22 protein-coding genes, 1 tRNA gene, 1 pseudogene and 1 riboswitch are annotated in these 20,045 nt (G+C 69.2%); of the genes and pseudogenes, 8 read left to right on the top strand and 16 right to left on the bottom strand.

The window, feature by feature from the left end:
• Positions 1 to 77 precede the first annotated feature (77 nt).
• A complete protein-coding gene (locus ACZ6MZ_RS18730; protein ID WP_469353041.1) occupies positions 78 to 830 on the top strand; it encodes an SDR family oxidoreductase in 753 nt (250 codons plus the stop codon).
• A 67-nt stretch (positions 831 to 897) separates the two neighbouring features.
• Positions 898 to 981 (top strand) — tRNA-Leu (locus tag ACZ6MZ_RS18725).
• A 96-nt stretch (positions 982 to 1,077) separates the two neighbouring features.
• Here the strand turns inward: ACZ6MZ_RS18725 and rdgB are convergent.
• The 4 genes from rdgB to ACZ6MZ_RS18705 form a co-directional block, all read right to left on the bottom strand.
• A complete protein-coding gene (gene rdgB, locus ACZ6MZ_RS18720) occupies positions 1,078 to 1,680 on the bottom strand; it encodes an RdgB/HAM1 family non-canonical purine NTP pyrophosphatase (protein ID WP_384332671.1) in 603 nt (200 codons plus the stop codon).
• 32 nt (positions 1,681 to 1,712) lie between these two features.
• On the bottom strand, positions 1,713 to 2,123 hold the full coding sequence (locus ACZ6MZ_RS18715) for a hypothetical protein (protein WP_389783202.1): 411 nt from the start codon (positions 2,121 to 2,123) through the stop codon (positions 1,713 to 1,715).
• A gap of 96 nt (positions 2,124 to 2,219) precedes the next feature.
• Positions 2,220 to 2,957 (bottom strand): ribonuclease PH, encoded by a 738-nt coding sequence (rph, locus tag ACZ6MZ_RS18710; protein WP_384185004.1) that lies wholly within the window; start codon positions 2,955 to 2,957, stop codon positions 2,220 to 2,222.
• Between the two features lie 208 nt (positions 2,958 to 3,165).
• The gene (locus ACZ6MZ_RS18705; RefSeq protein WP_319678156.1) at positions 3,166 to 3,399 is read right to left on the bottom strand and encodes a PTS sugar transporter subunit IIB; all 234 of its coding nucleotides are present in this window, start codon (positions 3,397 to 3,399) and stop codon (positions 3,166 to 3,168) included.
• Positions 3,400 to 3,628: 229 nt separating this feature from the next.
• Here ACZ6MZ_RS18705 and ACZ6MZ_RS18700 point away from each other — a divergent pair, with 229 nt between their 5' ends.
• Both ACZ6MZ_RS18700 and ACZ6MZ_RS18695 read left to right on the top strand, forming a co-directional pair.
• Complete coding sequence (locus ACZ6MZ_RS18700) at positions 3,629 to 4,921, top strand: PTS transporter subunit EIIC (RefSeq protein WP_389783199.1); 1,293 nt, start codon at positions 3,629 to 3,631, stop codon at positions 4,919 to 4,921.
• A gap of 229 nt (positions 4,922 to 5,150) precedes the next feature.
• Positions 5,151 to 6,416 carry a PTS transporter subunit EIIC gene (locus tag ACZ6MZ_RS18695; RefSeq protein ID WP_384332665.1) on the top strand — a complete coding sequence of 422 codons (1,266 nt, stop codon included), beginning with the start codon at positions 5,151 to 5,153 and terminating at the stop codon, positions 6,414 to 6,416.
• A 100-nt stretch (positions 6,417 to 6,516) separates the two neighbouring features.
• Here the strand turns inward: ACZ6MZ_RS18695 and ACZ6MZ_RS18690 are convergent, their stop codons facing one another.
• Positions 6,517 to 7,269 (bottom strand): MBL fold metallo-hydrolase, encoded by a 753-nt coding sequence (locus ACZ6MZ_RS18690; RefSeq protein WP_384185012.1) that lies wholly within the window; start codon positions 7,267 to 7,269, stop codon positions 6,517 to 6,519.
• A gap of 236 nt (positions 7,270 to 7,505) precedes the next feature.
• Here ACZ6MZ_RS18690 and ACZ6MZ_RS18685 point away from each other — a divergent pair, with 236 nt between their 5' ends.
• Positions 7,506 to 8,009, top strand: a complete 504-nt coding sequence (locus ACZ6MZ_RS18685; protein ID WP_389783196.1) for a type II toxin-antitoxin system PemK/MazF family toxin — start codon at positions 7,506 to 7,508, stop codon at positions 8,007 to 8,009.
• 52 nt (positions 8,010 to 8,061) lie between these two features.
• On the opposite strand, the gene ACZ6MZ_RS18680 is transcribed toward ACZ6MZ_RS18685, so the two are convergent.
• The 8 genes and pseudogenes from ACZ6MZ_RS18680 to clpS form a co-directional block, all read right to left on the bottom strand.
• Positions 8,062 to 9,012 carry a PLP-dependent cysteine synthase family protein gene (locus ACZ6MZ_RS18680; RefSeq protein ID WP_384185018.1) on the bottom strand — a complete coding sequence of 317 codons (951 nt, stop codon included), beginning with the start codon at positions 9,010 to 9,012 and terminating at the stop codon, positions 8,062 to 8,064.
• A complete protein-coding gene (locus tag ACZ6MZ_RS18675) occupies positions 9,012 to 9,314 on the bottom strand; it encodes a MoaD/ThiS family protein (RefSeq protein WP_389783194.1) in 303 nt (100 codons plus the stop codon). The genes ACZ6MZ_RS18680 and ACZ6MZ_RS18675 overlap by 1 nt, the downstream gene beginning before the upstream one ends.
• A gap of 102 nt (positions 9,315 to 9,416) precedes the next feature.
• On the bottom strand, positions 9,417 to 9,533 hold the full coding sequence (locus tag ACZ6MZ_RS18670; RefSeq protein ID WP_384185023.1) for a putative leader peptide: 117 nt from the start codon (positions 9,531 to 9,533) through the stop codon (positions 9,417 to 9,419).
• 69 nt (positions 9,534 to 9,602) lie between these two features.
• Positions 9,603 to 9,737, bottom strand: a pseudogene (locus tag ACZ6MZ_RS18665) (histidinol phosphatase); the annotation flags it as partial.
• A gap of 177 nt (positions 9,738 to 9,914) precedes the next feature.
• Positions 9,915 to 10,060: riboswitch (cobalamin riboswitch) on the bottom strand.
• On the bottom strand, positions 10,028 to 10,465 hold the full coding sequence (locus ACZ6MZ_RS18660; protein ID WP_389783192.1) for a M67 family metallopeptidase: 438 nt from the start codon (positions 10,463 to 10,465) through the stop codon (positions 10,028 to 10,030). Its footprint overlaps the riboswitch before it by 33 nt.
• 129 nt (positions 10,466 to 10,594) lie before the next feature.
• Positions 10,595 to 12,058: an amino acid permease gene (locus ACZ6MZ_RS18655; RefSeq protein ID WP_469353037.1), complete on the bottom strand. Its 1,464-nt coding sequence runs from the start codon at positions 12,056 to 12,058 to the stop codon at positions 10,595 to 10,597.
• A gap of 454 nt (positions 12,059 to 12,512) precedes the next feature.
• Positions 12,513 to 13,091, bottom strand: a complete 579-nt coding sequence (locus ACZ6MZ_RS18650; protein WP_384185030.1) for a DUF2017 domain-containing protein — start codon at positions 13,089 to 13,091, stop codon at positions 12,513 to 12,515.
• The gene (clpS, locus tag ACZ6MZ_RS18645) at positions 13,091 to 13,396 is read right to left on the bottom strand and encodes an ATP-dependent Clp protease adapter ClpS (RefSeq protein WP_384185032.1); all 306 of its coding nucleotides are present in this window, start codon (positions 13,394 to 13,396) and stop codon (positions 13,091 to 13,093) included. The genes ACZ6MZ_RS18650 and clpS overlap by 1 nt, the downstream gene beginning before the upstream one ends.
• A 186-nt stretch (positions 13,397 to 13,582) precedes the next feature.
• On the opposite strand from clpS, the gene ACZ6MZ_RS18640 reads away from it, so the two are divergent.
• Positions 13,583 to 14,911 carry a nicotinate phosphoribosyltransferase gene (locus ACZ6MZ_RS18640; RefSeq protein ID WP_389783187.1) on the top strand — a complete coding sequence of 443 codons (1,329 nt, stop codon included), beginning with the start codon at positions 13,583 to 13,585 and terminating at the stop codon, positions 14,909 to 14,911.
• A 166-nt stretch (positions 14,912 to 15,077) separates the two neighbouring features.
• Positions 15,078 to 15,695: an isochorismatase family protein gene (locus ACZ6MZ_RS18635; protein WP_469353034.1), complete on the top strand. Its 618-nt coding sequence runs from the start codon at positions 15,078 to 15,080 to the stop codon at positions 15,693 to 15,695.
• A gap of 13 nt (positions 15,696 to 15,708) precedes the next feature.
• Here the strand turns inward: ACZ6MZ_RS18635 and ACZ6MZ_RS18630 are convergent, their stop codons facing one another.
• Together ACZ6MZ_RS18630 and ACZ6MZ_RS18625 are read right to left on the bottom strand one after the other, a co-directional pair.
• Complete coding sequence (locus tag ACZ6MZ_RS18630) at positions 15,709 to 16,068, bottom strand: hypothetical protein (RefSeq protein ID WP_384185040.1); 360 nt, start codon at positions 16,066 to 16,068, stop codon at positions 15,709 to 15,711.
• 124 nt (positions 16,069 to 16,192) lie between these two features.
• Entirely contained in the window at positions 16,193 to 18,604 is a 2,412-nt protein-coding gene (locus ACZ6MZ_RS18625; RefSeq protein WP_469353033.1) for an immune inhibitor A domain-containing protein, read from the bottom strand.
• A gap of 384 nt (positions 18,605 to 18,988) precedes the next feature.
• Between ACZ6MZ_RS18625 and ACZ6MZ_RS18620 the strand changes: the two genes are divergently transcribed.
• Positions 18,989 to 19,300 (top strand): hypothetical protein, encoded by a 312-nt coding sequence (locus ACZ6MZ_RS18620; RefSeq protein WP_384332659.1) that lies wholly within the window; start codon positions 18,989 to 18,991, stop codon positions 19,298 to 19,300.
• Here the strand turns inward: ACZ6MZ_RS18620 and ACZ6MZ_RS18615 are convergent.
• A complete protein-coding gene (locus tag ACZ6MZ_RS18615) occupies positions 19,286 to 20,041 on the bottom strand; it encodes an RDD family protein (protein ID WP_384185048.1) in 756 nt (251 codons plus the stop codon). The two genes, ACZ6MZ_RS18620 and ACZ6MZ_RS18615, sit on opposite strands and share 15 nt — an antisense overlap.
• Positions 20,042 to 20,045: the final 4 nt, after the last annotated feature.

The following is a 20,045-nucleotide window of genomic DNA, read 5'->3' as shown; positions in this document are numbered from 1 at the left end:
GATCCGGGCCATGCTCGAAGCCCGCGACGGATCACCACCGCGTCCGGCGTCCGCCGGGGTTTTCGAAGGGGTATTTCATGACTGTCCCGTCCAGCGCCACCGCCACCGTCGACAGCAAGGTCGTCCTGATCACCGGGGCGAGCAGCGGGATCGGCGAGGCCACCGCGCGACGTCTTGCCGCGGCGGGCCACCGGGTGGTCCTCGGCGCCCGCCGCACCGACCGTATCGCCGCCATCGCCGAGGACATCCGGTCGACCGGCGGCAGCGCCGACCACCACGAGCTGGACGTGACCAGCCTGGACAGCGTGCAAGCCTTTGTCCGAGCCGCGCACGAGCGGCACGGGCGCGTCGATGTCCTGGTCAACAACGCGGGCGTCATGCCGCTGTCGACGCTGGACGCGCTGAAGGTCAACGAGTGGAACCGCATGATCGACGTCAACCTCCGCGGCGTCCTGCACGGCATCGCCGCCGTACTCCCCGCCATGCGCGCGCAGGGCACGGGGCACATCGTGAACATCGCTTCCGTCTCGGGACACCGCGTCGACCCCACCGCGGCCGTCTACAGCGCCACCAAGTTCGGCGTCCGCGCCCTGTCCGAGGGGCTCCGGCAGGAGAGCCGCGACCTGCGGGTCACCGTGATCAGCCCCGGTCTGACGCACAGCGAGCTGACCGAGGGCATCAGCGATCCCGGCGCGCGCGAGGCCGCCCGGGACATGATGAAGATCGCGATCCCCGCCGCGGCGATCGGGGAGGCGATCAACTACGCCATCTCCCAGCCTCTGGAGGTCGACGTCAACGAAGTGATCATCCGGCCCACCGCCCAGAGCTGAACCGGCGGGCGGAGTGTGCGGCCCCGTGCCCCGACCGCCTGCTGCCTAGTACCATGGCTGGCGGCGAGCGGCCGTAGCCCAACTGGTATCGGCGGGTGTTTTAGGGGCATCTGGGAGAAATCCTGTGTGGGTTCGAATCCCACCGGCCGCACTGACCGTGGAACCGAAGGCCGGGCACACATCGCGTGTGTGCCCGGCCTTCGCCGTACATACCGAGGTCAGCTCTACCGAGGCCGACTGTACGAGGTCAGCCGAGCAGCTCCCGGATCACCGGGACCAGTGCCCTGAACGCCTTGCCGCGGTGGCTGATCGCGTTCTTCTCCGACGCCGACAGCTCCGCGCACGTCCGTGTCTCGCCCTCCGGCTGGAGGATCGGGTCGTAGCCGAAGCCTCCCGTGCCGACGGGGGATTCGCGGAGCGTGCCGAGGAGGCGGCCTTCCACGACCCGTTCCGTGCCGTCGGGGAGGGCGAGCGCCGCCGCGCAGGCGAAGTGGGCGGAGCGGTGGGGCGGGGCGATGTCCGCGAGTTGGGCCAGCAGCAGAGCGAGGTTGGCCGCGTCGTCGCCGTGCGCGCCGGACCAGCGGGCGGAGAAGATGCCGGGCGCGCCGCCGAGGACGTCGACGCAGAGGCCGGAGTCGTCGGCGATGGCGGGGAGGCCGGTGGCATCGGCGAGGGTGTGCGCCTTGAGCAGGGCGTTCTCGGCGAAGGTGACGCCGGTTTCCTTGACGTCGGGAATGTCGGGGTAGGCGTCCGCGCCGACGAGGTCGTGGGGCAGACCGGCGTCGGCGAGGATGGCCTCGAGTTCGATGATTTTCCCGGCGTTGCGGGTGGCGAGGATCAGGCGGGTCATGCCCCCAGTATCGGCCCCGCCCGCCGCGCCTCTCAGGGGGTGCAGACCTTGCCGATTTCCGACGCGGCGTCGGTGACGGGCGTGAGGTCGGGGGCGGTGTCGCCGTTCTCGATGGACGTACGGACGTTGTCGACGCCCTTGCCGAGGTCGCCGACCGCCTTGCTCAGGTCGGCGTTGTCGGTCGAGTCCTGGAGGGTGCCGAGTTCCTTGTCGATGTCGTCGAGGGCCTCGTCGACCTTGAGCGGGTTGTTCCCCGCGTTGGAGACGGCCTGCTGGAGGCTGTCGACGCTGGTGGCGATGGCGTCGGCGGTCTGTACGCAGTCCAGCGCCTTGTCGAGGGCGCCACAGCCGACGGTGAGGGGCAGGGCCAGGACGGCGGCGGAAAGGGCCAGGGTGACGCGCCGGCGGACAGGCGCGGACGTGGACCGTATGAGCGCGGACATGGCGCGGTTCCTCCCCAGGGGTACGGACGGGCGCACGGTTCGGCCCGTGCGCCCGTGCGGGTAGAGACGCCCCCGGGGGACTTCTTGGTTGCTTCTTTACCCGGCGAGTGTCTGGTCCAGGGCCGTCCGCTGGAGCGCGGCGAGGTCGGTGCAGCCGCCGGTGGCGAGGTCGAGGAGCGCGTTCAGCTCCTTGCGGTCGAAGGGTTCGGCCTCCGCCGTGCCCTGGACCTCCACGAAGCGGCCGTCGCCGGTGCAGACGACGTTCATGTCGGTTTCGGCGCGGACGTCTTCCTCGTAACAGAGGTCGAGGAGCGGCGCGCCGTCGACGATGCCGACGCTGACGGCGGCGACGGTGCCGGTGAGGGGGCGCCGGCCGGCCCTGACGATCTTCTTGCCCTGGGCCCACGCGACGGCGTCGGCGAGGGCGACGTACGCGCCGGTGATGGCCGCGGTCCGGGTGCCGCCGTCGGCCTGGAGGACATCGCAGTCGAGGACGATCGTGTTCTCGCCGAGCGCCTTGTAGTCGATGACGGCGCGCAGGGACCGGCCGATGAGGCGGCTGATCTCGTGGGTGCGGCCGCCGATCTTGCCGCGTACGGATTCGCGGTCGCCGCGGGTGTTGGTGGAGCGGGGAAGCATGGAGTATTCGGCGGTGACCCAGCCTTCGCCGCTGCCTTTGCGCCAGCGGGGGACGCCTTCGGTGACGGAGGCGGTGCAGAAGACTTTGGTGTCACCGAAGGAAATGAGGACGGAGCCCTCGGCGTGCTTGCTCCATCCGCGTTCGATGGTGACGGGACGGAGCTGTTCGGGGGTGCGGCCGTCGATTCGAGACATACCGCGAGCCTATCGGGGCCCGAAGTCCCACCGGGTCGCGGTTCGCCTCCTGCCGACCGCCGGCGAGTGAGCCGAAGGCGCGCGCCGCTGTCGAAAGGGAGAACGCGCACAGGCCCCGAGGAACGAGGGGGCGAGCACGATCGACCGTCGACAGTGGCATAAAGCGCGCCGGAGGCGAACCGAGCCCCTAAAAAAGAGGGGCCCGCCGCTACATCATGTCTTCGATGTCCGCGGCGATCGGGTCGGCGTCCGTGCCGATCACGACCTGGATCGCGGTGCCCATCTTGACCACGCCGTGCGCCCCGGCGGCCTTGAGCGCCGCTTCGTCGACCAGGGAGGCGTCCACGACCTCGGTACGGAGGCGGGTGATGCAGCCTTCGACCTCTTCGATGTTGTCGAGCCCGCCGAGCCCGGCGACGATCTTCTCAGCCTTGGTGGCCATGTCTTTCTCCCTGACTCTCAAACAGCTCTGGCAAACAGCTCTGGTCTGTTTCGTCACGGTAACGCACGGTTGGACCATCTTCTCGGGCGGGTGACCGACGCGTGCCGAATGATGGCGATGACCGGTGTCCGCCCTGCCCGTGGCCGGGTTCCGGAAGCCTACCGCAAGTGGTCTAAACCAGTCGGCGACCGACTGTCGCAGCCGCCTCGTTCCGGACGGGAGGACACGGATGAGCGCCGACGGCACGGCGGCCCCGGGGCCGGAACCGGCGAGGCCGGCCGGGCCGCGGAAGAAATGGTGGAACGGACTGTTCCAGGGGCTCCAGAAGATCGGCCGCAGCCTCCAGCTCCCGGTGGCGGTCCTCCCCGCCGCCGGGCTGCTGGTCAGCCTCGGCAATCTCTTCTCCGCCTATCTGCACGGCCCGTTCTGGGACAGGACCGCGAAGGTGTTCAGCCTGGGCGGCACCGCGATCCTGGACGGGGCGTTCGGCCTGCCGCTGCTCTTCTGCATCGGTGTGGCGATCGGCTTCGCCAAGAAGGCGGACGGTTCCACCGCGCTCGCCGCCGTCGCCGGCTTTCTCGTCTACCACAACGTCCTGGCCGCTTTTCCGGCCGGCGGCTCGGTGACCAAGGCGACCCCCGACGGCGTTCCGCAGAATCCCGGCGTGCTCGGGGGCATTCTGATCGGGCTGCTGACGGCGGTCGTCTGGCAGCGTTTCCACCGGACGAGGCTGGTCGACTGGCTCGGCTTCTTCAACGGCCGCCGCCTCGTACCGATTCTGATGGCCTTCATCTGCCTGGTCCTCGGGGTGCTCTTCGGGCTGCTGTGGGAGCCCGTGGGCGACGGGCTGACCGCGTTCGCCAAGCAGCTGATCAATCTGGGCGCGTGGGGCGCGGGCATCTTCGGCGTCGCCAACCGGCTGCTCATCCCCATCGGCCTGCACCAGTTCCTGAACACCTTCTTCTGGTTCCAGGCCGGCGAGTTCACGACGCCGGACGGCACCGTCGTACGGGGCGACCTGACGCGGTTCTTCGCCGGAGATCCCACGGCAGGACAGTTCATGTCGGGCTTCTTCCCGATCATGATGTTCGGCCTCCCGGCCGCCGCGCTCGCCATCGCGCACTGCGCGCGCCCCGAGCACCGCAAGAGGGTCACCGGGCTGATGATCTCCGTCGCCCTCACGTCGTTCGTCACCGGCGTGACCGAGCCGCTGGAGTTCTCCTTCATGTTCGCGGCGCCCCTGCTGTACGGCGCGCACGCGCTGCTGACGGGAGCGTCGATGGCGATCACCTGGGCGCTGGGGGTGCACGCGGGCTTCAGCTTCTCGGCGGGCCTGATCGACTATGTCGTCAACTGGCACCTCGACACCAAGCCCTGGCTGATCATTCCGATCGGCCTGTGTTTCGCCGTCGTCTATTACGTGGTCTTCCGCATCGCGATCACGCTGTTCAACCTCCCCACGCCCGGGCGTGAGCCCGAGGAACTGGAGGAGGAGGGCGAACAGCAGAACACCAAGCCGTAGGCCCTGTCCGGCGGATCCTCGCGGGCCCATGGGGCTTATGCCGTGCTTGATGGACTATGACCCAGGCCACAGAATGCGGCTGTTCCTTACGCCACGCCTACCGTGTTACAACTGGTCTACACCACTGAGTGGTGTAGACCACGCGGCGTGCGCGCCGCGTTCCTGAGGCGCCGCCGTCCCCCCTTTCTCTCCTGTCCCCTGGCTGCGCCGTGCCCACTGGAGGACGTTGATGACCACGGCCACGGCCGCCCCGACGGCGGACAAGAAGAGGGGCAGCGGCGTGATGGCCGTGATGCAGCGCATCGGCCGCAGCCTGATGCTGCCGGTCGCCGTGCTGCCCGCGGGCGCCCTGCTGGTGCGTCTCGGCAATCCCGACATGCTCGGCCGCGACTCGTTCCCGGCTTTCATCACCAAGATCGCCGGCTTCATGGCCGCGGGTGGCAACGCCATCCTGGACAACATGCCGCTGCTGTTCGCCGTCGGCATCGCGATCGGCTTCGCCAAGAAGTCGGACGGTTCGACCGCTCTCGCCGCCGTCACGGGCTATCTGGTCTTCAAGAATGTGCTGGCGACCTTCACCGACTCCAACCTGCCCAAGGTTTCGACGGTGGTGGACGGCAAGATCGTCATGACCAGCGCGCCTGTCGACGCGAAGGTCCTGGGCGGCGTCGTCATGGGCATCGTGGTCGCCCTGCTCTACCAGAAGTTCTACCGGACGAAGCTGCCGGACTGGGCGGGCTTCTTCGGCGGCCGCCGGCTGGTCCCGATCCTCTCCGCCTTCGCGGGCCTGGTCATCGGCATCGTCTTCGGTTACATCTGGCCGGTCCTCGGCACGGGCCTGCACAACTTCGGTGAGTGGCTGGTCGGTTCCGGCGCTGTCGGCGCGGGCATCTTCGGTGTGGCCAACCGGGCGCTGATCCCCGTCGGCATGCATCACCTGCTGAACTCCTTCCCGTGGTTCCAGGCCGGCACGTTCGAGGGCAAGAGCGGCGACATCAACCGCTTCCTGGCGGGCGACCCGACGGCCGGCCAGTTCATGACCGGCTTCTTCCCGATCATGATGTTCGCCCTCCCGGCCGCCTGCCTCGCCATCACCCACTGCGCCCGGCCCGAGCGTCGCAAGGTCGTCGGCGGCATGATGCTCTCGCTGGCGCTCACCGCGTTCGTCACCGGGGTGACGGAGCCGATCGAGTTCACCTTCATGTTCATCGCGCCGGCTCTGTACGCGATCCACGCCGTGCTGACCGGGGTCTCCATGGCACTGACGTGGGCGCTGGGCATGAAGGACGGCTTCGGCTTCTCGGCCGGTGCGGTCGACTTCGCCCTCAACCTGGGCATCGCGAGCAATCCATGGGGTCTGGCGCTGGTCGGTCTCTGCTTCGCGGTCGTCTACTACGTGGTCTTCCGCTTCGCGATCACCAAGTTCAACATCCCGACGCCGGGCCGCGAGTCCGACGAGGAACTCGCCGAGCTGCAGAAGGCCGAGGCCAAGTAGGCCCCGCGCGCACACCACACACTGCACACCTCACACCGCACACCACCGTGGGCCCGGCCGTTGCTGACAGCGGACGGGCCCACGGTTGCGCGACGGCTGGTCAGATGTCGTAGACCGCACCGGCGGAGGCCAGTTCCGCCGGGCCCGCGTATACCTCGCGGGCGTCCGCCAGGTTCCGCTTGCCGTCCGTCCAGGGCGGGATGTGCGTGAGGACGAGCCGGCGGGCTCGGGCGCGGGCGGCGTGGGCGCCGGCCTCGCGGCCGTTGAGGTGGAGGCCGGGGATGTCTTCCTTGCCGTGGGTGAAGGCGGCCTCGCAGAGGAACAGGTCGGTGTCCTCGGCGAGCTCGACCAGCGGCTCGCAGACTCCGGTGTCACCCGAGTAGGTGAGCGACCGGCCGCCGTGCTCGATCCGGATGGCGAAGGTCTCGACGGGGTGGGCGACCTTCTCCGTACGGACCGAGAAGGGGCCGATGTCGAAGGAGCCCGGCTTGAGCGTGTGGAAGTCGAAGACCTCGCTCATGGACTTGTCCGTCGGGGTGTCCGCGTAGGCGGTGGTGAGGCGCTGCTCGGTGCCTTCGGGGCCGTACACCGGAATGGCATCGCAGCGGCCGCCGTCGAAGCGGTAGTAGCGGGCGACGAAGTACCCGCACATGTCGATGCAGTGGTCCGCGTGGAGATGGCTGAGGAAGATGGCGTCGAGGTCGTAGAGACCACAGTGGCGCTGCATCTCGCCAAGGGCGCCGTTACCCATGTCGAGGAGCAGCCGGAAGCCGTCGGCCTCTACGAGGTAGCTGGAGCAGGCCGATTCCACGGAGGGGAACGAACCCGAACAGCCGACGACGGTGAGCTTCATGGAGCGTGAACCTCCGTGGCATGGATGGGGGGCGACGGGGGTCGTGCGGTTTTTTGTCGAGCGTAAAGCGCGAAAGGGCTGGTCGCTCCTCCACAGTGGCTCGTTGTGTGCGAACTCACCTGCTCTGTCACCGGTTCGGATGGCCGGCGCGCGGGCGGTGTACGTGTGTCGCGGCGGGCGGGGCGGCCGGATGAGGCGGGGGCGCGGCGCGGGCGGCGGGCCGGTACCTTCGGGGGATGGATACGTCCTGGTGGCTCGCGCTGGTCGCGGTGGTGCTGATCGCGCTGATCGCCTCGGTGGTGGACGGACGGGGCCGCGGCCCGCGCCGTCCGGGCGGACGAAGCCGCCCTCCGGGCCGGCCGGCGCGGCGTCCGGCGGGCCGGCCGTCGGGACGTCCCGCGGGGCCCCGGCGGACGCCGAAGGGGAAGCCGCGGCCTCAGCCGGGCGAGATCTGGTGGGCGGACGTGCCGTTCGAGGACGGGCCAGGGTCCAAGGACCGGCCGTGTCTGGTGCTGTCGGTACGGGGCGGGACCGTGCTGGTCGCGAAGATCACCACGAAGAACCACGACGAGCGGCCGGGGGTGATTCCGCTGCCGCCCGACGTGGTGGGTGACACCCGGGGGCGCCCGAGCTTCCTGGAGACCGGCGAGCTGCGGGATGTGCGCCTGAAGGAATTCCGCCGCCGCGCGGGAGCCGCGGACCCGGCCCTGTGGGACCGGGTCCGGCATCTGGCCGGCTGATAGCCCGGCCGACGGCCCCGCTGACGGCCCGCGAAGATCGATCCGACAGGGCCTACGCCCAGAGCTGGCCGTGCAGCGTTTCGATCGCTTCTTCCGTGGTGGCGGCCGTGTAGACGCCCGTGGAGAGGTACTTCCAGCCGCCGTCCGCGACGACGAAGACGATGTCCGCGCTCTCGCCGGCCTTGACCGCCTTCTTGCCCACGCCGATCGCGGCGTGCAGCGCGGCGCCGGTGGAGACGCCCGCGAAGATACCTTCCTGCTGCAGGAGTTCGCGGGTACGGGTGACCGCGTCGGCGGAGCCGACGGAGAAGCGCGTGGTGAGGACGGACGCGTCGTACAGCTCGGGTACGAAGCCCTCGTCGAGGTTGCGCAGGCCGTAGACCACGTCGTCGTAGCGCGGCTCGGCGGCGACGATCTTGATGTCGGGCTTCCGCTCCCGCAGGAAGCGGCCGACGCCCATCAGCGTGCCCGTCGTGCCGAGGCCCGCCACGAAGTGGGTGACGGAGGGCAGGTCGGCGAGGATCTCCGGGCCCGTGGTGGCGTAGTGCGCGCCCGCGTTGTCGGGGTTGCCGTACTGGTAGAGCATCACCCAGGAGGGGTTCTCGGCCGCCAGTTCCTTGGCGACCCGTACAGCCGTGTTGGAGCCGCCCGCCGCGGGGGACGAGACGATCTCCGCCCCCCACATGGCGAGCAGGTCGCGGCGCTCCTGGGAGGTGTTCTCCGGCATGACGCAGACGATGCGGTAGCCCTTGAGCTTGGCCGCCATGGCGAGCGAGATGCCGGTGTTTCCGCTGGTGGGCTCCAGGATCGTGCAGCCCGGCGTGAGCCGTCCGTCCTTCTCGGCCTGTTCGACCATGTGCAGGGCGGGGCGGTCCTTGACCGAGCCGGTCGGGTTGCGGTCCTCCAGCTTGGCCCAGATCCGGACGGTGTCCGAGGGGGACAGCCGCGGGAGCCCGACCAGGGGCGTGTTGCCGACCGCCGCCAGCGCCGAGTCGTACCGCATCAGGCCGTGTGCGCGTCGGGCGCGCCGCCGGCCACGGCCGGGAGGATGGTGACGCTGTCGCCGTCGGCGAGCTTGGTGGAGATGCCGTCGAGGAAGCGGACGTCCTCGTCGTTCAGGTAGACGTTCACGAAGCGGCGGAGCTGGTTGCCCGCGGCCGGGTCGATGAGGCGCTCCCGGATGCCGGCGTGCCGGATCTCGAGGTCGTCGAACAGCTCGGAGAGCGTGTCACCGGTGGCCTCGACGGCCTTGGCTCCGTCGGTGTACGTGCGGAGGATGGTCGGGATGCGGACCTCGATGGCCATGACATGGGCTCCTGTTCGGGAGATGGCGTGACGGGCGCGCGGCTCGGGCCCCCGCGCGAGGGGGTGGTGCGGAAACGGAAAAGCTGCGCTCGGGGCCGTCGCTCAGCCGGCAGCGCTGTCGGTACAGATGGCACTGGCGAGGCGGCACAGGTCGACGTGCAGCCGCGCCACGAGCAGCGGGGTGCTCGGCGTCTTGTCGCTCACGTCGTGGAAAACCATGCGCTCATCGTATCGATTCCCGGTCCGCGGCCCGGCATGTGATCTCGCCTGGCGGACGATCGACGTTCGTCAGGCGGACGGCGGGAGATAGACGACGGTCGGCGCGCCGGTCACGGGGTGGGTGCTGACCTCGGCCTTCACTCCGTAGACGGCCGCGAGCAGCTCGGGGGTGAGGACCTCGCGGGGGGTGCCGGAAGCGACGAGGTGGTTGGCCGGCTCGTCGAAGACGAGCGGGGACGGCTGGGGGCGACGGTCAGGTCGGCGCCGCCCAGCGCCGCCACCGGCAGCAGGGCGCGACAGGTGGCGCCGACGGCCATCCTCGCGGCGTGCGGTACGACAGGCCCTGAGCCTCCTCCGGGGGATTTCCGCGTCCCCTGGCTGGTGGGAGAAGGGCGGCAGGTCAGTTCCTGGCTGCCAAGCAGAGCTTGGTCACAGTGGCGGGACCGCGCCGGTTTCGCACCGGCTTCCTGGGTCCTGCCGCCTCGTTTCGGCGCTCAGTCTGTCAGACCGTCCCGCTGTCGGACGATCTCGACGTCCTCTTCGGTGACCTCGCCCTCCGCGATGCGGTAGGAGCGGAACTGGAAGGGGCCCGCCTCGTCGGAGTCGGCGGTGGAGACCAGGACGTAGTGGGCGCCCGGCTCGTTGGCGTACGTGATGTCCGTGCGGGACGGGTAGGCCTCGGTCGCGGTGTGCGAGTGATAGATGATCACGGGCTCTTCGTCACGGTCGTCCATCTCCCGGTAGAGCTTCAGCAGATCCGCCGAGTCGAACTCGTAGAAGGTGGGCGAGCGTGCGGCGTTGAGCATGGGGATGAAGCGCTCCGGGCGTCCGGTCCCGGCAGGCCCCGCGACCACGCCGCAGGCCTCGTCGGGATGGTCGCGCCGCGCGTGCGCGACGATCTGGTCGTGCAGGGCCTGGGTGATGGTCAGCATGGTGGAAATATAAGACCGACGGTCCGAACGGACCCGGTGGCCCCCTGGCCGGAGATCCGGGGGGCCACCGGGCCGGACGTGCCGCTGCGAGCGGACCGAGCCTCGGAAGCCGGTCGCGGAGCCGTGCCGCTACTCCGTGGCGGAGGCGTACTCGGGGGTGCCGTCGCTGTCCGTGATCCGCGGGCGCTTCTTCAGGTACTGCCAGCCGACCGCCAGGGCCACCGCCCAGACCGCCCCCACATACAGACAGACGCGCGCGTCCTTGTCGTACGCGATCAGACAGGTGACGAGGGCCAGGAAGGCCACCGCGACCCAGCTGAACAGCGCGCCGCCCGGGGCGGGGAAGGACGAGGCCGGCAGCCGGCCCGCCACCACGGCGCGGCGGTAGCGGATATGGCTGACCAGGATCATCATCCAGGTCCAGATGCCGGCCGCCGTGGCCACGGACGTCACATAGCCGAAGGCCTTCTCCGGAACGATGTAGTTGAGGACCACACCGATGCCCATCAGGGCGACGGAGACGGTGATGCCGAACGCCGGGGTCTTACGGGAGTTGAGCTTGCCGAAGAGCCTCGGCGCCTCGCTGTTGGCGGCGAGGTCGCGCAGCATCCGGCCGGTGGAGTACATCCCGGAGTTGCAGGAGGACAGCGCGGCGGTCAGCACGACGAAGTTGACGATGCCGGCCGCGAGCGGGATGCCCATCTTCTCGAAGGCTTGTACGAACGGGCTGGTGCCGGCCGAGAACTCGGTCCACTTGACGACCGCCAGGATGACGATGAGCGCGCCGACGTAGAAGACGATGATGCGCCAGGGCAGTGTGTTGATCGCCTTGGGCAGGGTCTTCTCCGGGTTCTCGGACTCGCCCGCGGTGACGCCGACCAGTTCGACGGCGAGGTAGGCGAACATGACGCCCTGAAGGGTCATCAGGCTGGAGCCGATGCCGTTCGGGAAGATCCCGTCGTGCGCCCAGAGGTTGGAGACATGGGCGGTGTCACCGGCGTCGGAGAAGCCGAGGGTGAGCACCCCCAGACCGATGACGATCATGCCGATGATCGCGGTGACCTTGATCATCGAGAACCAGAACTCGACCTCACCGAAGATCTTCACCGAGATCAGGTTCACACCGAAGAGCACCACGAGGAACACCAGCGCGCTGACCCACTGCGGGATCTGCGGGAACCAGAAGTGGATATAGATCGCGGCGGCGGTCAGCTCCGCCATGCCGGTGACGACCCACATCAGCCAGTACGTCCAGCCGGTGGCGAATCCGAAGAACGGGCCGAGGAACTCCCGGGCGTACTCCGCGAAGGAGCCCGAGACCGGCCGGTAGAGGAGCAGCTCGCCGAGCGCCCGCATGATGAAGAAGATCACGACGCCGGCGAGGGCGTACATGAGGATGATGCTGGGTCCGGCCTTGGCGATGTTCGCCCCGGCGCCCATGAAGAGGCCGACGCCGATCGCGCCGCCGATGGCGATCATCTGGACCTGACGGCTGCCGAGTCCGCGCTCGTAGCCCTCTTCGGCCGGGCCGCCCTCGGTCGGGCCGCCGGGTCCTTCGCCGCCGTACTCCCTGTCGACCTGCGCAGAGGTCATGGTGGTGCTGCCCTTTCTCCATACTGATCCGCGCCACGCTCGGCCCGTGATCAGTTCCCGGTTCCCCCCGGATGCGATGGAGTGCTACCGGCGGGTAGCCGGTGTCAGCTCCCCCGGGGACAGGGGTGGCGCCCCCGGGGGATCGTGAAGATCTATCACGGCGGAAGGGGCGTTCCGCGGACGGCGCTGTGGCACAGCCCACAAGGAGAAGCGGACAAATCTCCCCCGGAATCGCAAAGGTCGCCGGTGCGGTGACGGGATCGTTATCCCGAATTGAGGGTCAGTTGAGCGTGCGGAAGAGGGCCGCCGGGTGGCCGCGAGGCGGCCGGCGGACGACGCCGGAACCGGCCGGGTCGACGTGGGATCCGGCCGGGTCCGTCGTGGGATCCGGCCGGGTCCGTCGTGGGATCCGGCCGGGTCCGTCGTGGGATCCGGCCGGGTCCATCACGGTCCGTCAGGGCATCAGCGTCTCGACGAGCGTCTCCTGGAGTGCCCCGAGCCAGAGGTACGCCATCACCATCGGCTTGCGCGGATCGGAGTCCGGCAGCCGGTACAGCTCGCCGCCCTCGTCCTCGTCCGTGACCTCCAGGCGGGTGCCGATCGTCAGCCGCAGATCGTTGAGCGCGCCCAGCCAGTGCAGACAGTCGTCGGGGGTCAGCTTGAGTACGGCGCCGCCCTCGCCCTCCGCAGCGAGCGCGTCCAGCGTGCGGACGACCGCTATGCCGTCCTCGCGCTTGCGGCCGCGCAGATCGTTCTCCGTGAACCGCCTGAACTCCGAGGAGAACTCCCGCAGTTCGTCGTCGTCATCGCCGTACGCGTCGGGGAAGAGCCGGGCCAGCGCCGGGTCGGCGGGCGGCTCGCTCGGGCCGACGGCGAAGAGCGCGGCGAGCGGGTCCTCGCCCTGGGCCGGCTCCTTGCCGGGCCCGATCAGCTCCAGCAGCTGTACGGCCAGCGAGCGCAGGATCGAGATCTCGACCTCGTCGAGCGCGACGGCCGCTCCGCCGCCCGGGATCGCCTCGAAGTGCCCGGCCATCAGGCGCGGTCCTGCGAGAGGGTCGCCCACAGTCCGAATCCGTGCATCGCCTGCACGTCGCGCTCCATCTCCTCGCGGCTGCCGCTGGAGACGATCGCGCGTCCCTTGTGATGGACGTCGAGCATCAGCTTGTGCGCCTTGTCCTTGGAGTAGCCGAAATAGGTCTGGAAGACGTACGCCACATAACTCATGAGGTTGACCGGGTCGTTGTGGACGATCGTCACCCAGGGCACATCGGGTTCGGGGACCGCGAAGGTCTCCTCGGCCGATTCGGGGCGTTCGATCTCAGTCGGAGCAACACTCACGGTTCGGGACGACCTTCTTCTCTGCCGGGGCGTGCCGGGGCGTGCGGGGTCTGCCGGGGCACGGGGGCACAGCACCCCGGGGTTCACAGCCTCACATGACCCATGCTGCCACCCAGGAGGGCCTGTCGCACAAACGGCCTCTTAGAAATCGTCAGAGTGACGAGTATGGGGGGTAGCATCCGTCATATGAACACTGCGGACCTTGGGCTGCCGGTGGACGTGCCGTCGACCGCGCTCTTCACCGACCAGTACGAGCTGACCATGCTCAGGGCGGCACTTCAGGCAGGCACGGCCGACCGTCGCTCCGTCTTCGAGGTCTTCACCCGGCGGCTGCCCGAGGGGCGCCGTTACGGGGTGGTGGCGGGCACCGGCCGGGTGCTGGACGCCGTCGAGAACTTCCGCTTCGACGCGGACGTACTGGGCTTTCTGCGGGAGCACGGGATCGTCGACGAGACGACGCTCGCGTGGCTCGCCTCGTACCGCTTCAGCGGGGACATCTGGGGCTACCCGGAGGGCGAGGTGTACTTCCCCGGCTCGCCGATCCTGCGGGTCGAGGGCTCCTTCGCGGAGTGCGTGCTGCTGGAGACGGTGATCCTCTCGATCCTCAACCACGACTCGGCCATCGCCGCGGCGGCCTCCCGGATGGCGGCGGCCGCGAACGGGCGCGGGCTGATCGAGATGGGCGCGCGCCGTACGCACGAGCTGTCCGCGGTCGCCGCCTCGCGCGCCGCGTACGTCGGCGGCTTCGACACCACCTCGGACCTGGCGGCCGGGTTCCGCTACGGCATTCCGACGGTGGGGACGAGCGCGCACGCCTTCACCCTGCTGCACGACAACGAACGCGACGCCTTCCAGGCGCAGGTCGACGCGCTCGGCCGGGGGACGACGCTGCTGATCGACACGTACGACGTGGCCGAGGCCGTGCGGACCGCCGTGGACATCGCGGGGCCGGAGCTGGGCGCGGTCCGTATCGACTCCGGCGATCTGCTGCTGGTCGCCCACCGGGTACGGCAGCAGCTCGACGAGCTGGGCGCGGTGAACACCCGGATCGTGGTGACCTCGGACCTGGACGAGTACGCCATCGCCTCGCTGGCGGCGGCGCCGGTGGACGCGTACGGCGTGGGCACGCAGCTGGTCACCGGCAGCGGGCAGCCGACCTGCTCCATGGTCTACAAGATCGTCGCCCGCGCGCGGTCCGCGGACCCGAAGGCCCCGCTGCAGCCGGTGGCCAAGAAGTCGCTGGGCGGCAAGACCTCGATCGGCGGCCGCAAGTGGGCGGCGCGGCGCCTGGACGCGGAAGGGTACGCAGAGGCCGAGGTGATCGGCACCGGACCGGTACCGCCGGAGCTGCTGGACCGGCAGCTGCTGGTGCAGCTGGTCAAGGGCGGCGAGATCGTGGCGCGCGAGCCGCTGGACGCCGTGCGCGAGCGGCACATCGCCGCGCGTGCCGGGCTGCCGATGTCGGCGATACAGCTCTCGAGGGGCGAACCGGTGATCCCGACCGAGTACCTGTGAGGCGTGTGCCATGGCTGGGGCGGGCAGGCGTGGAGCGAGGGCGGTCCGTGCCGGACAGGGGTACGGGCGGTCCCGTACCCCCTCCCGCCTCGCGGCCCGAGTCTCTACGCTCGAACCGCCCCGGAACGACACCCGCTCCCCCGCTCCCCACTGAAGGACACCCGCCATGCACCGCGCATTGATCGTCGTCGACGTGCAGAACGACTTCTGTGAAGGCGGCAGCCTCGCGGTGGCGGGGGGCGCCGATGTCGCCGCCGCCATCACCGATCTGATCGGCCAGGCGCCGGCCGGCTACCGGCATGTGGTCGCCACCCGTGACCACCACATCGATCCGGGCGATCACTTCGTCACGGCCCCCGCCGTCCCGGACTATGTCCACACCTGGCCGGTGCACTGCGTCGCCGGTACGGAGGGCGTGGGCTTCCACCCCAATTTCGCCCCGGCCGTCGCCTCGGGCGCGATCGACGCGGTCTTCGACAAGGGCGCGTACGCGGCGGCGTACAGCGGCTTCGAGGGCACCGACGAGAACGGCGTCACGCTGGTCGACTGGCTGCGGGCGCGCGAGGTCGCCGAGGTCGATGTGGTGGGCATCGCGACGGACCACTGCGTCCGCGCGACGGCGCTGGACGCGGTCCGTGAGGGCTTCACCACGCATGTGCTGCTCGGCCTGACGGCGGGGGTGTCGCAGGAGACCACCGGCCGCGCCCTGGCGGAGCTGCGCACGGCGGGCGTGGCACTGACCGGCAAGCCGGTCCTCCGGAACACGCCCTTGGACACGGTCTAGGCCCCCAGGACCCTCAGGCCCGCAGGACGTCCTGCGGGGGGCGGCGCTGCTCCGGCAGGGGCACCGTCGCCCGCGGCCTCAGCAGCGCCCGTATCGGCTGCCAGAGCTGCTCCAGGCACTCCGGCGTGGTCCGCCACAGCAGACCGTCCGGGTGGTGGAGCACCGCGGTGATCTCGTCCGGCGTCGGGGGCTCCGCGTTGCCACGGAGGTAGACCGCCCGCAGGCCCAGATTCCGCAGCCTGGTCAGGGCGCGGGCACGGTTCGCCGCGTGCACGAGAACGCGCACCGTATCGCCCTCGGCGGCCGGGCTCGGCAGCGTCAGCGCCACCACCACCCTGCCGTTCGGGAGCTTGCTGAAGCCGCCGCCTGCCATGTCCTTCATCTCCCCCGTGAGACGTCGTGTCAATAAGAGATCCGTAGGACGCACCTAAACACGATCGGCCGCCGCCCGCTAGAGGGCGACGGCCGATCATGCTTTGACCTGCGATTACTCGTGGTTACCTACTGGAGGGCCCCACGTGGACCGTCATCGTCTGGCCATCCAGAGGCTGGCTGAGGATGCTGATCCGGGTGTTGGTGTCAGCTACCTGGACACTTCCGAGCGGGTTGTCCGCACTCCAGTACGTGCCCTTGCGGTCGTCGAAGACCGGCGCACCCAGCTGGGGAGAGATCCGCGTGGCCTTGTCCGCCTTGTGCAGCGTCAGACCGGAAGTCGGCCACCAGCTGAACGTCGAGTCGTACGCCTGGATCCGGTTACGCATCAGCGTGCCGTCCGACCACTTCAGCGCCTTGGCGTGAGCGTCGATCGGCAGGACCAGACCCTTACCCGGGTGCTGGCTGGTGTTGTTGTCCTTCTGCGAGGTGTCCCACAGCCAGATCAGCAGACCGGTCTGGTAGGGGAAGTGCTCCACCTTGCTGTCGTTCGGCGCCGCGAAGCCGAAGTTGTACGGGCCGACCTTGAGGGTCTTGTCGTACGAGACGTACTGGCGGTTCTCGGCGATGTAGTACTGCGGGTAGTCCAGGGTGAAGGACTCGCCGATGCGCGAGAAGCCCTTCGAGGTCCAGCCCGCGTCGTCACCCTCGGCGTTGTCCGTGAACAGCGCCGAACCGTCGGCGGTCACGCTGATCGCGTCCGCGGTGAAGCCCTTGCCGGCCACGCCGCCGTCCGTCTGGTAGCGGAAGCGGAGGTCGAACTTCTGGCCCGCGTAGGCGTCCAGCGGGAAGACGAGCTTCTTGTAGCCGCCCGAGACATCCGTGAGCGCCGGCTTGTCGGCCGAGTCACGGGTGATGGCCTTGCCGTCGGCAGTGCCCTCGAGAGGCGTCCAGTTGGAACCGTCCGTCGACACCTCGGTGTACAGGTAGTCGTAGTCGGCCTCGATGTCCCACCAGCCCTGGAGCTCCAGCGCCGCCGTGGACTTGCCGGTCAGGTCGACCGAACGGGTGAGGGTGTTCTTGAGGTCGTCACCCATGTCGCTCCACCACTGCTTGGAGCCCTCGGCGGGCTTCACCACAGAGGTGGTCTCACTCTTCTTCGGCAGCTCGACGATCAGCGCCTGCGGGTTCTTGGTGTTGTACTCCGAGACACCCAGCTTGGTGGTGGAGCTCGTCGCGGCCTTGGCCTCGGCGTAGTCCAGCCAGCCGAGCTGCAGCTTGTCCCAGGCGGTCATGTCGCCCGGCAGATCGCCGATCGCGTTCTTGCCGGTGCCGAGCCAGGAACCCGACGACATCAGGGTCCAGAAGGCGGTGGAGTTGTCACCGCCCGCGGTGTCGTACAGGTCCGGCAGACCGAGGTCGTGGCCGTACTCGTGCGCGAAGACACCGAGGCCGCCGTTCTCGGGCTGCATGGTGTAGTCACCGACCCAGATGCCGCTGTCGCCGATCTGGGTGCCACCGGCCTTGTTGTTCGACGGGCCGGTGCTGCCCGCCTGGGTGCCGTAGGCGTACCAGCGGTGCGCCCACAGCGCGTTCGTGCCCTCGGCGCCGCCGCCGGCCGACTCGTCCTCGCCCGCGTGGACGATCTGGAAGTGGTCGATGTAGCCGTCGGCCTCGTTGAAGTTGCCGTCGGCGTCGAAGTCGTAGCGGTCCCACTGGTCGTACTGAGTGAGGTCCGCCTTGATCTCGGCGTCCGTCTTGCCCTGGGCCTTCTGGTCGGCGGTCCAGGCGGTGACACCGTCACGCACCGCGTCCCAGACGTTGGCGCAGTTGGAGCTGCCACAGTAGTTCGAGCCGTAACGGGCCTCGTTGTACTTGACCTTGACCCAGTCGGAGACCTCGCCGTCGACCGAGTAGCGCCCGGAGGACGTCTTCTCGTAGTAGGTCTTCAGCGACTCCTTCTGCTGGCCCTTCTTGTCCTTGCCCTCACCGAAGTAGAGGTCCTGGAAGTGCTGCTGGTTGTAGTCGGCCTGCCAGGCGGTGGAGTTGTCCACCTTCCGGTCGGGCTCGGCTATCTCGTTGTGCTGCGGGCCGGGCTCGCCGCCGAACTTGGCGACGGGCGGCTTGGGGCCGTCGGCGCCGTCCGGGTCGTACATCGTGGTGTTGTCGACGTCGTCGCCGAACTCCACGAGGATGGTGAAGATCTTGTCGGTCTTCTCCCGGCCGAGCTCGACGTACTTCTTGTCGCTGAGCTTCACGACCTTGGAGGCGCCGCGCTTCTCCAGCTTGGCGTCACCGGAGATGACCTGCTGGAGCGCCGCGTCGCGCTGCTCCGACTGCTGCTTGCTGAACGGGCCTTCAAGGTCGTGTTCGACCTGGCCCTTCTGCGGCGCCGGGTCACGGCGCTCAATCCCCGAGGGACCGGATGCGGGGTTGTCCTCGGCCTGTGCGGTGGTGAAGGCTGAGGCCGTCGCGGCGGTCGCGGCCAGAGCCACGATCACCGCGGACACTCTTCTCGCCCGTGAAATGCTGCTCACTTGATGCTTGTCCTCCCTGGCGCACGCGATCCGCGGACCGGGAGTGAGGGATCCGCGCGCGTATGCGCGTCATAAGTGACGACATTGGACCGGAGTTGAAGGAGAAAAGACAGACCTTGACTTGAACTGGTCAAGTGCACTATGCGAGAGCCCGGCCCCGGTATCCGGACGGGGTGAAATTCGGACAACAGGCGCACATTTTCAGCCCGTTAACAGGGGGAGTGACTCGATGCGCCCCCCGTGCACCGGCACCGTGGGTTAGGTCACGCTTACTACCTGTTCCTCCCGGGCATCCACCGTCGTAGAGTCGCTGGAGAGTGCGACCTATGTGCGAGACACGCGAGACACCCCCCAACACCCATGCTCCGAGGGACGGATACCGCCATGCCGCGTCCGACTGCCGCACAGCTCGCTTACGGTTCCGCCACCGTCGTCTGTTCCACGCTCGCCATGCTGCTGCTCTCCCGTACCACCACCGGTATCGGTGTCGCGGTGATCGGAATCGCCGCGCTCGGCCTGGGCCTTCTGGTCGCCCTGACCGTGCCCTTGCCGCGCAGGTCCAGGGCGGCGCGTACCGCCCGCGCCCATCGGACGGCGGCGCCCACGGATGCCCGGTCCGCGGGATCCCCGATGTCCGCCGCGCGCTCGCACGCGGGTGCGGAGGCCAGGGTCGGACAGCACTCACTGCGCCGCTGACACCACGACCGTCCTGGCGGCCTTGTCGTGCAGGCCCTGCCGGTAGGGCCTGCTGGCCAGGATCGTCACGATGATGATGACCCACCAGAGAACGAGGCAGCAGATCAGCGCCGGCAGCCAGAGCACGGCCGCGCGCAGCACCGAGGCGCCGGTGTCCGGGACCGTGCCGTTGTTCAGCATCGCGACCCGCAGCTTCATCCAGCGCTTGCCGAGGGTCTGCCCGGTCTTTCGCATCATCAGGGTGTCGTAGCCGACGTACGCGATGATCGAGATGACCGACCAGAGCCACTGCCTGCCCGTATTCACCTGATTGGTGAAATCGTTCCAGCCGCCGGTGCTCGCCGACGATGTGCTCCAGCCGCCGACGAACACCGACAAGATCGCCAGCGGGATGAAGACGATGAGGGCGTCGACGACCCGGGCCACGAACCGCTTGCCGAACGGCGCGAGCGGGGGCATCCCGGCGAGGGGGTCCGTGCCGCCGTACGGGCCTCCGCCGAAGGCGTTCGGGTCGTAGGGCGGGGGCTGGCCGCCGCCGGGCTGAGAGCCGTACGGAGAGCCATGAGGCGAGCCATAAGGATCGCCGTAGGGGGAGCCAGACGGAGGACCCTGCGGAGGCTCCGGCGGGGGCTCCTGCGCCGAGCCGTGCGGCGAGCCCTCCGACGGCGGAGGCTCCTGCGGCTTCTTGAGGAACGGATCGTCCTCGGGGGGCTGGCCGGGCGGCGGCGGGTCGTTACTCATGGGG

Source organism: Streptomyces sp. NPDC042201 (assembly GCF_055582185.1).
Note: the sequence above shows the minus strand (reverse complement) of the source record. Positions and strands in the feature narration are given on the sequence as shown.

Coding starts and splice junctions, on each gene's coding strand:
- ACZ6MZ_RS18700 (WP_389783199.1), top strand. CDS start 3,629: ATGAGCGCCGACGGCACGGCGGCCCCGGGGCCGGAACCGGCGAGGCCG.
- ACZ6MZ_RS18640 (WP_389783187.1), top strand. CDS start 13,583: ATGAACACTGCGGACCTTGGGCTGCCGGTGGACGTGCCGTCGACCGCG.
- ACZ6MZ_RS18675 (WP_389783194.1), bottom strand. CDS start 9,314: ATGGCCATCGAGGTCCGCATCCCGACCATCCTCCGCACGTACACCGAC.
- ACZ6MZ_RS18620 (WP_384332659.1), top strand. CDS start 18,989: ATGCCGCGTCCGACTGCCGCACAGCTCGCTTACGGTTCCGCCACCGTC.
- ACZ6MZ_RS18635 (WP_469353034.1), top strand. CDS start 15,078: ATGCACCGCGCATTGATCGTCGTCGACGTGCAGAACGACTTCTGTGAA.
- ACZ6MZ_RS18730 (WP_469353041.1), top strand. CDS start 78: ATGACTGTCCCGTCCAGCGCCACCGCCACCGTCGACAGCAAGGTCGTC.
- ACZ6MZ_RS18670 (WP_384185023.1), bottom strand. CDS start 9,533: ATGGTTTTCCACGACGTGAGCGACAAGACGCCGAGCACCCCGCTGCTC.
- ACZ6MZ_RS18715 (WP_389783202.1), bottom strand. CDS start 2,123: ATGTCCGCGCTCATACGGTCCACGTCCGCGCCTGTCCGCCGGCGCGTC.
- ACZ6MZ_RS18685 (WP_389783196.1), top strand. CDS start 7,506: ATGGATACGTCCTGGTGGCTCGCGCTGGTCGCGGTGGTGCTGATCGCG.
- ACZ6MZ_RS18690 (WP_384185012.1), bottom strand. CDS start 7,269: ATGAAGCTCACCGTCGTCGGCTGTTCGGGTTCGTTCCCCTCCGTGGAA.
- ACZ6MZ_RS18680 (WP_384185018.1), bottom strand. CDS start 9,012: ATGCGGTACGACTCGGCGCTGGCGGCGGTCGGCAACACGCCCCTGGTC.
- ACZ6MZ_RS18650 (WP_384185030.1), bottom strand. CDS start 13,091: ATGGCCGGGCACTTCGAGGCGATCCCGGGCGGCGGAGCGGCCGTCGCG.
- ACZ6MZ_RS18695 (WP_384332665.1), top strand. CDS start 5,151: ATGACCACGGCCACGGCCGCCCCGACGGCGGACAAGAAGAGGGGCAGC.
- ACZ6MZ_RS18655 (WP_469353037.1), bottom strand. CDS start 12,058: ATGACCTCTGCGCAGGTCGACAGGGAGTACGGCGGCGAAGGACCCGGC.
- rdgB (WP_384332671.1), bottom strand. CDS start 1,680: ATGACCCGCCTGATCCTCGCCACCCGCAACGCCGGGAAAATCATCGAA.
- ACZ6MZ_RS18630 (WP_384185040.1), bottom strand. CDS start 16,068: ATGGCAGGCGGCGGCTTCAGCAAGCTCCCGAACGGCAGGGTGGTGGTG.
- rph (WP_384185004.1), bottom strand. CDS start 2,957: ATGTCTCGAATCGACGGCCGCACCCCCGAACAGCTCCGTCCCGTCACC.
- ACZ6MZ_RS18660 (WP_389783192.1), bottom strand. CDS start 10,465: ATGCTGACCATCACCCAGGCCCTGCACGACCAGATCGTCGCGCACGCG.
- ACZ6MZ_RS18705 (WP_319678156.1), bottom strand. CDS start 3,399: ATGGCCACCAAGGCTGAGAAGATCGTCGCCGGGCTCGGCGGGCTCGAC.
- ACZ6MZ_RS18615 (WP_384185048.1), bottom strand. CDS start 20,041: ATGAGTAACGACCCGCCGCCGCCCGGCCAGCCCCCCGAGGACGATCCG.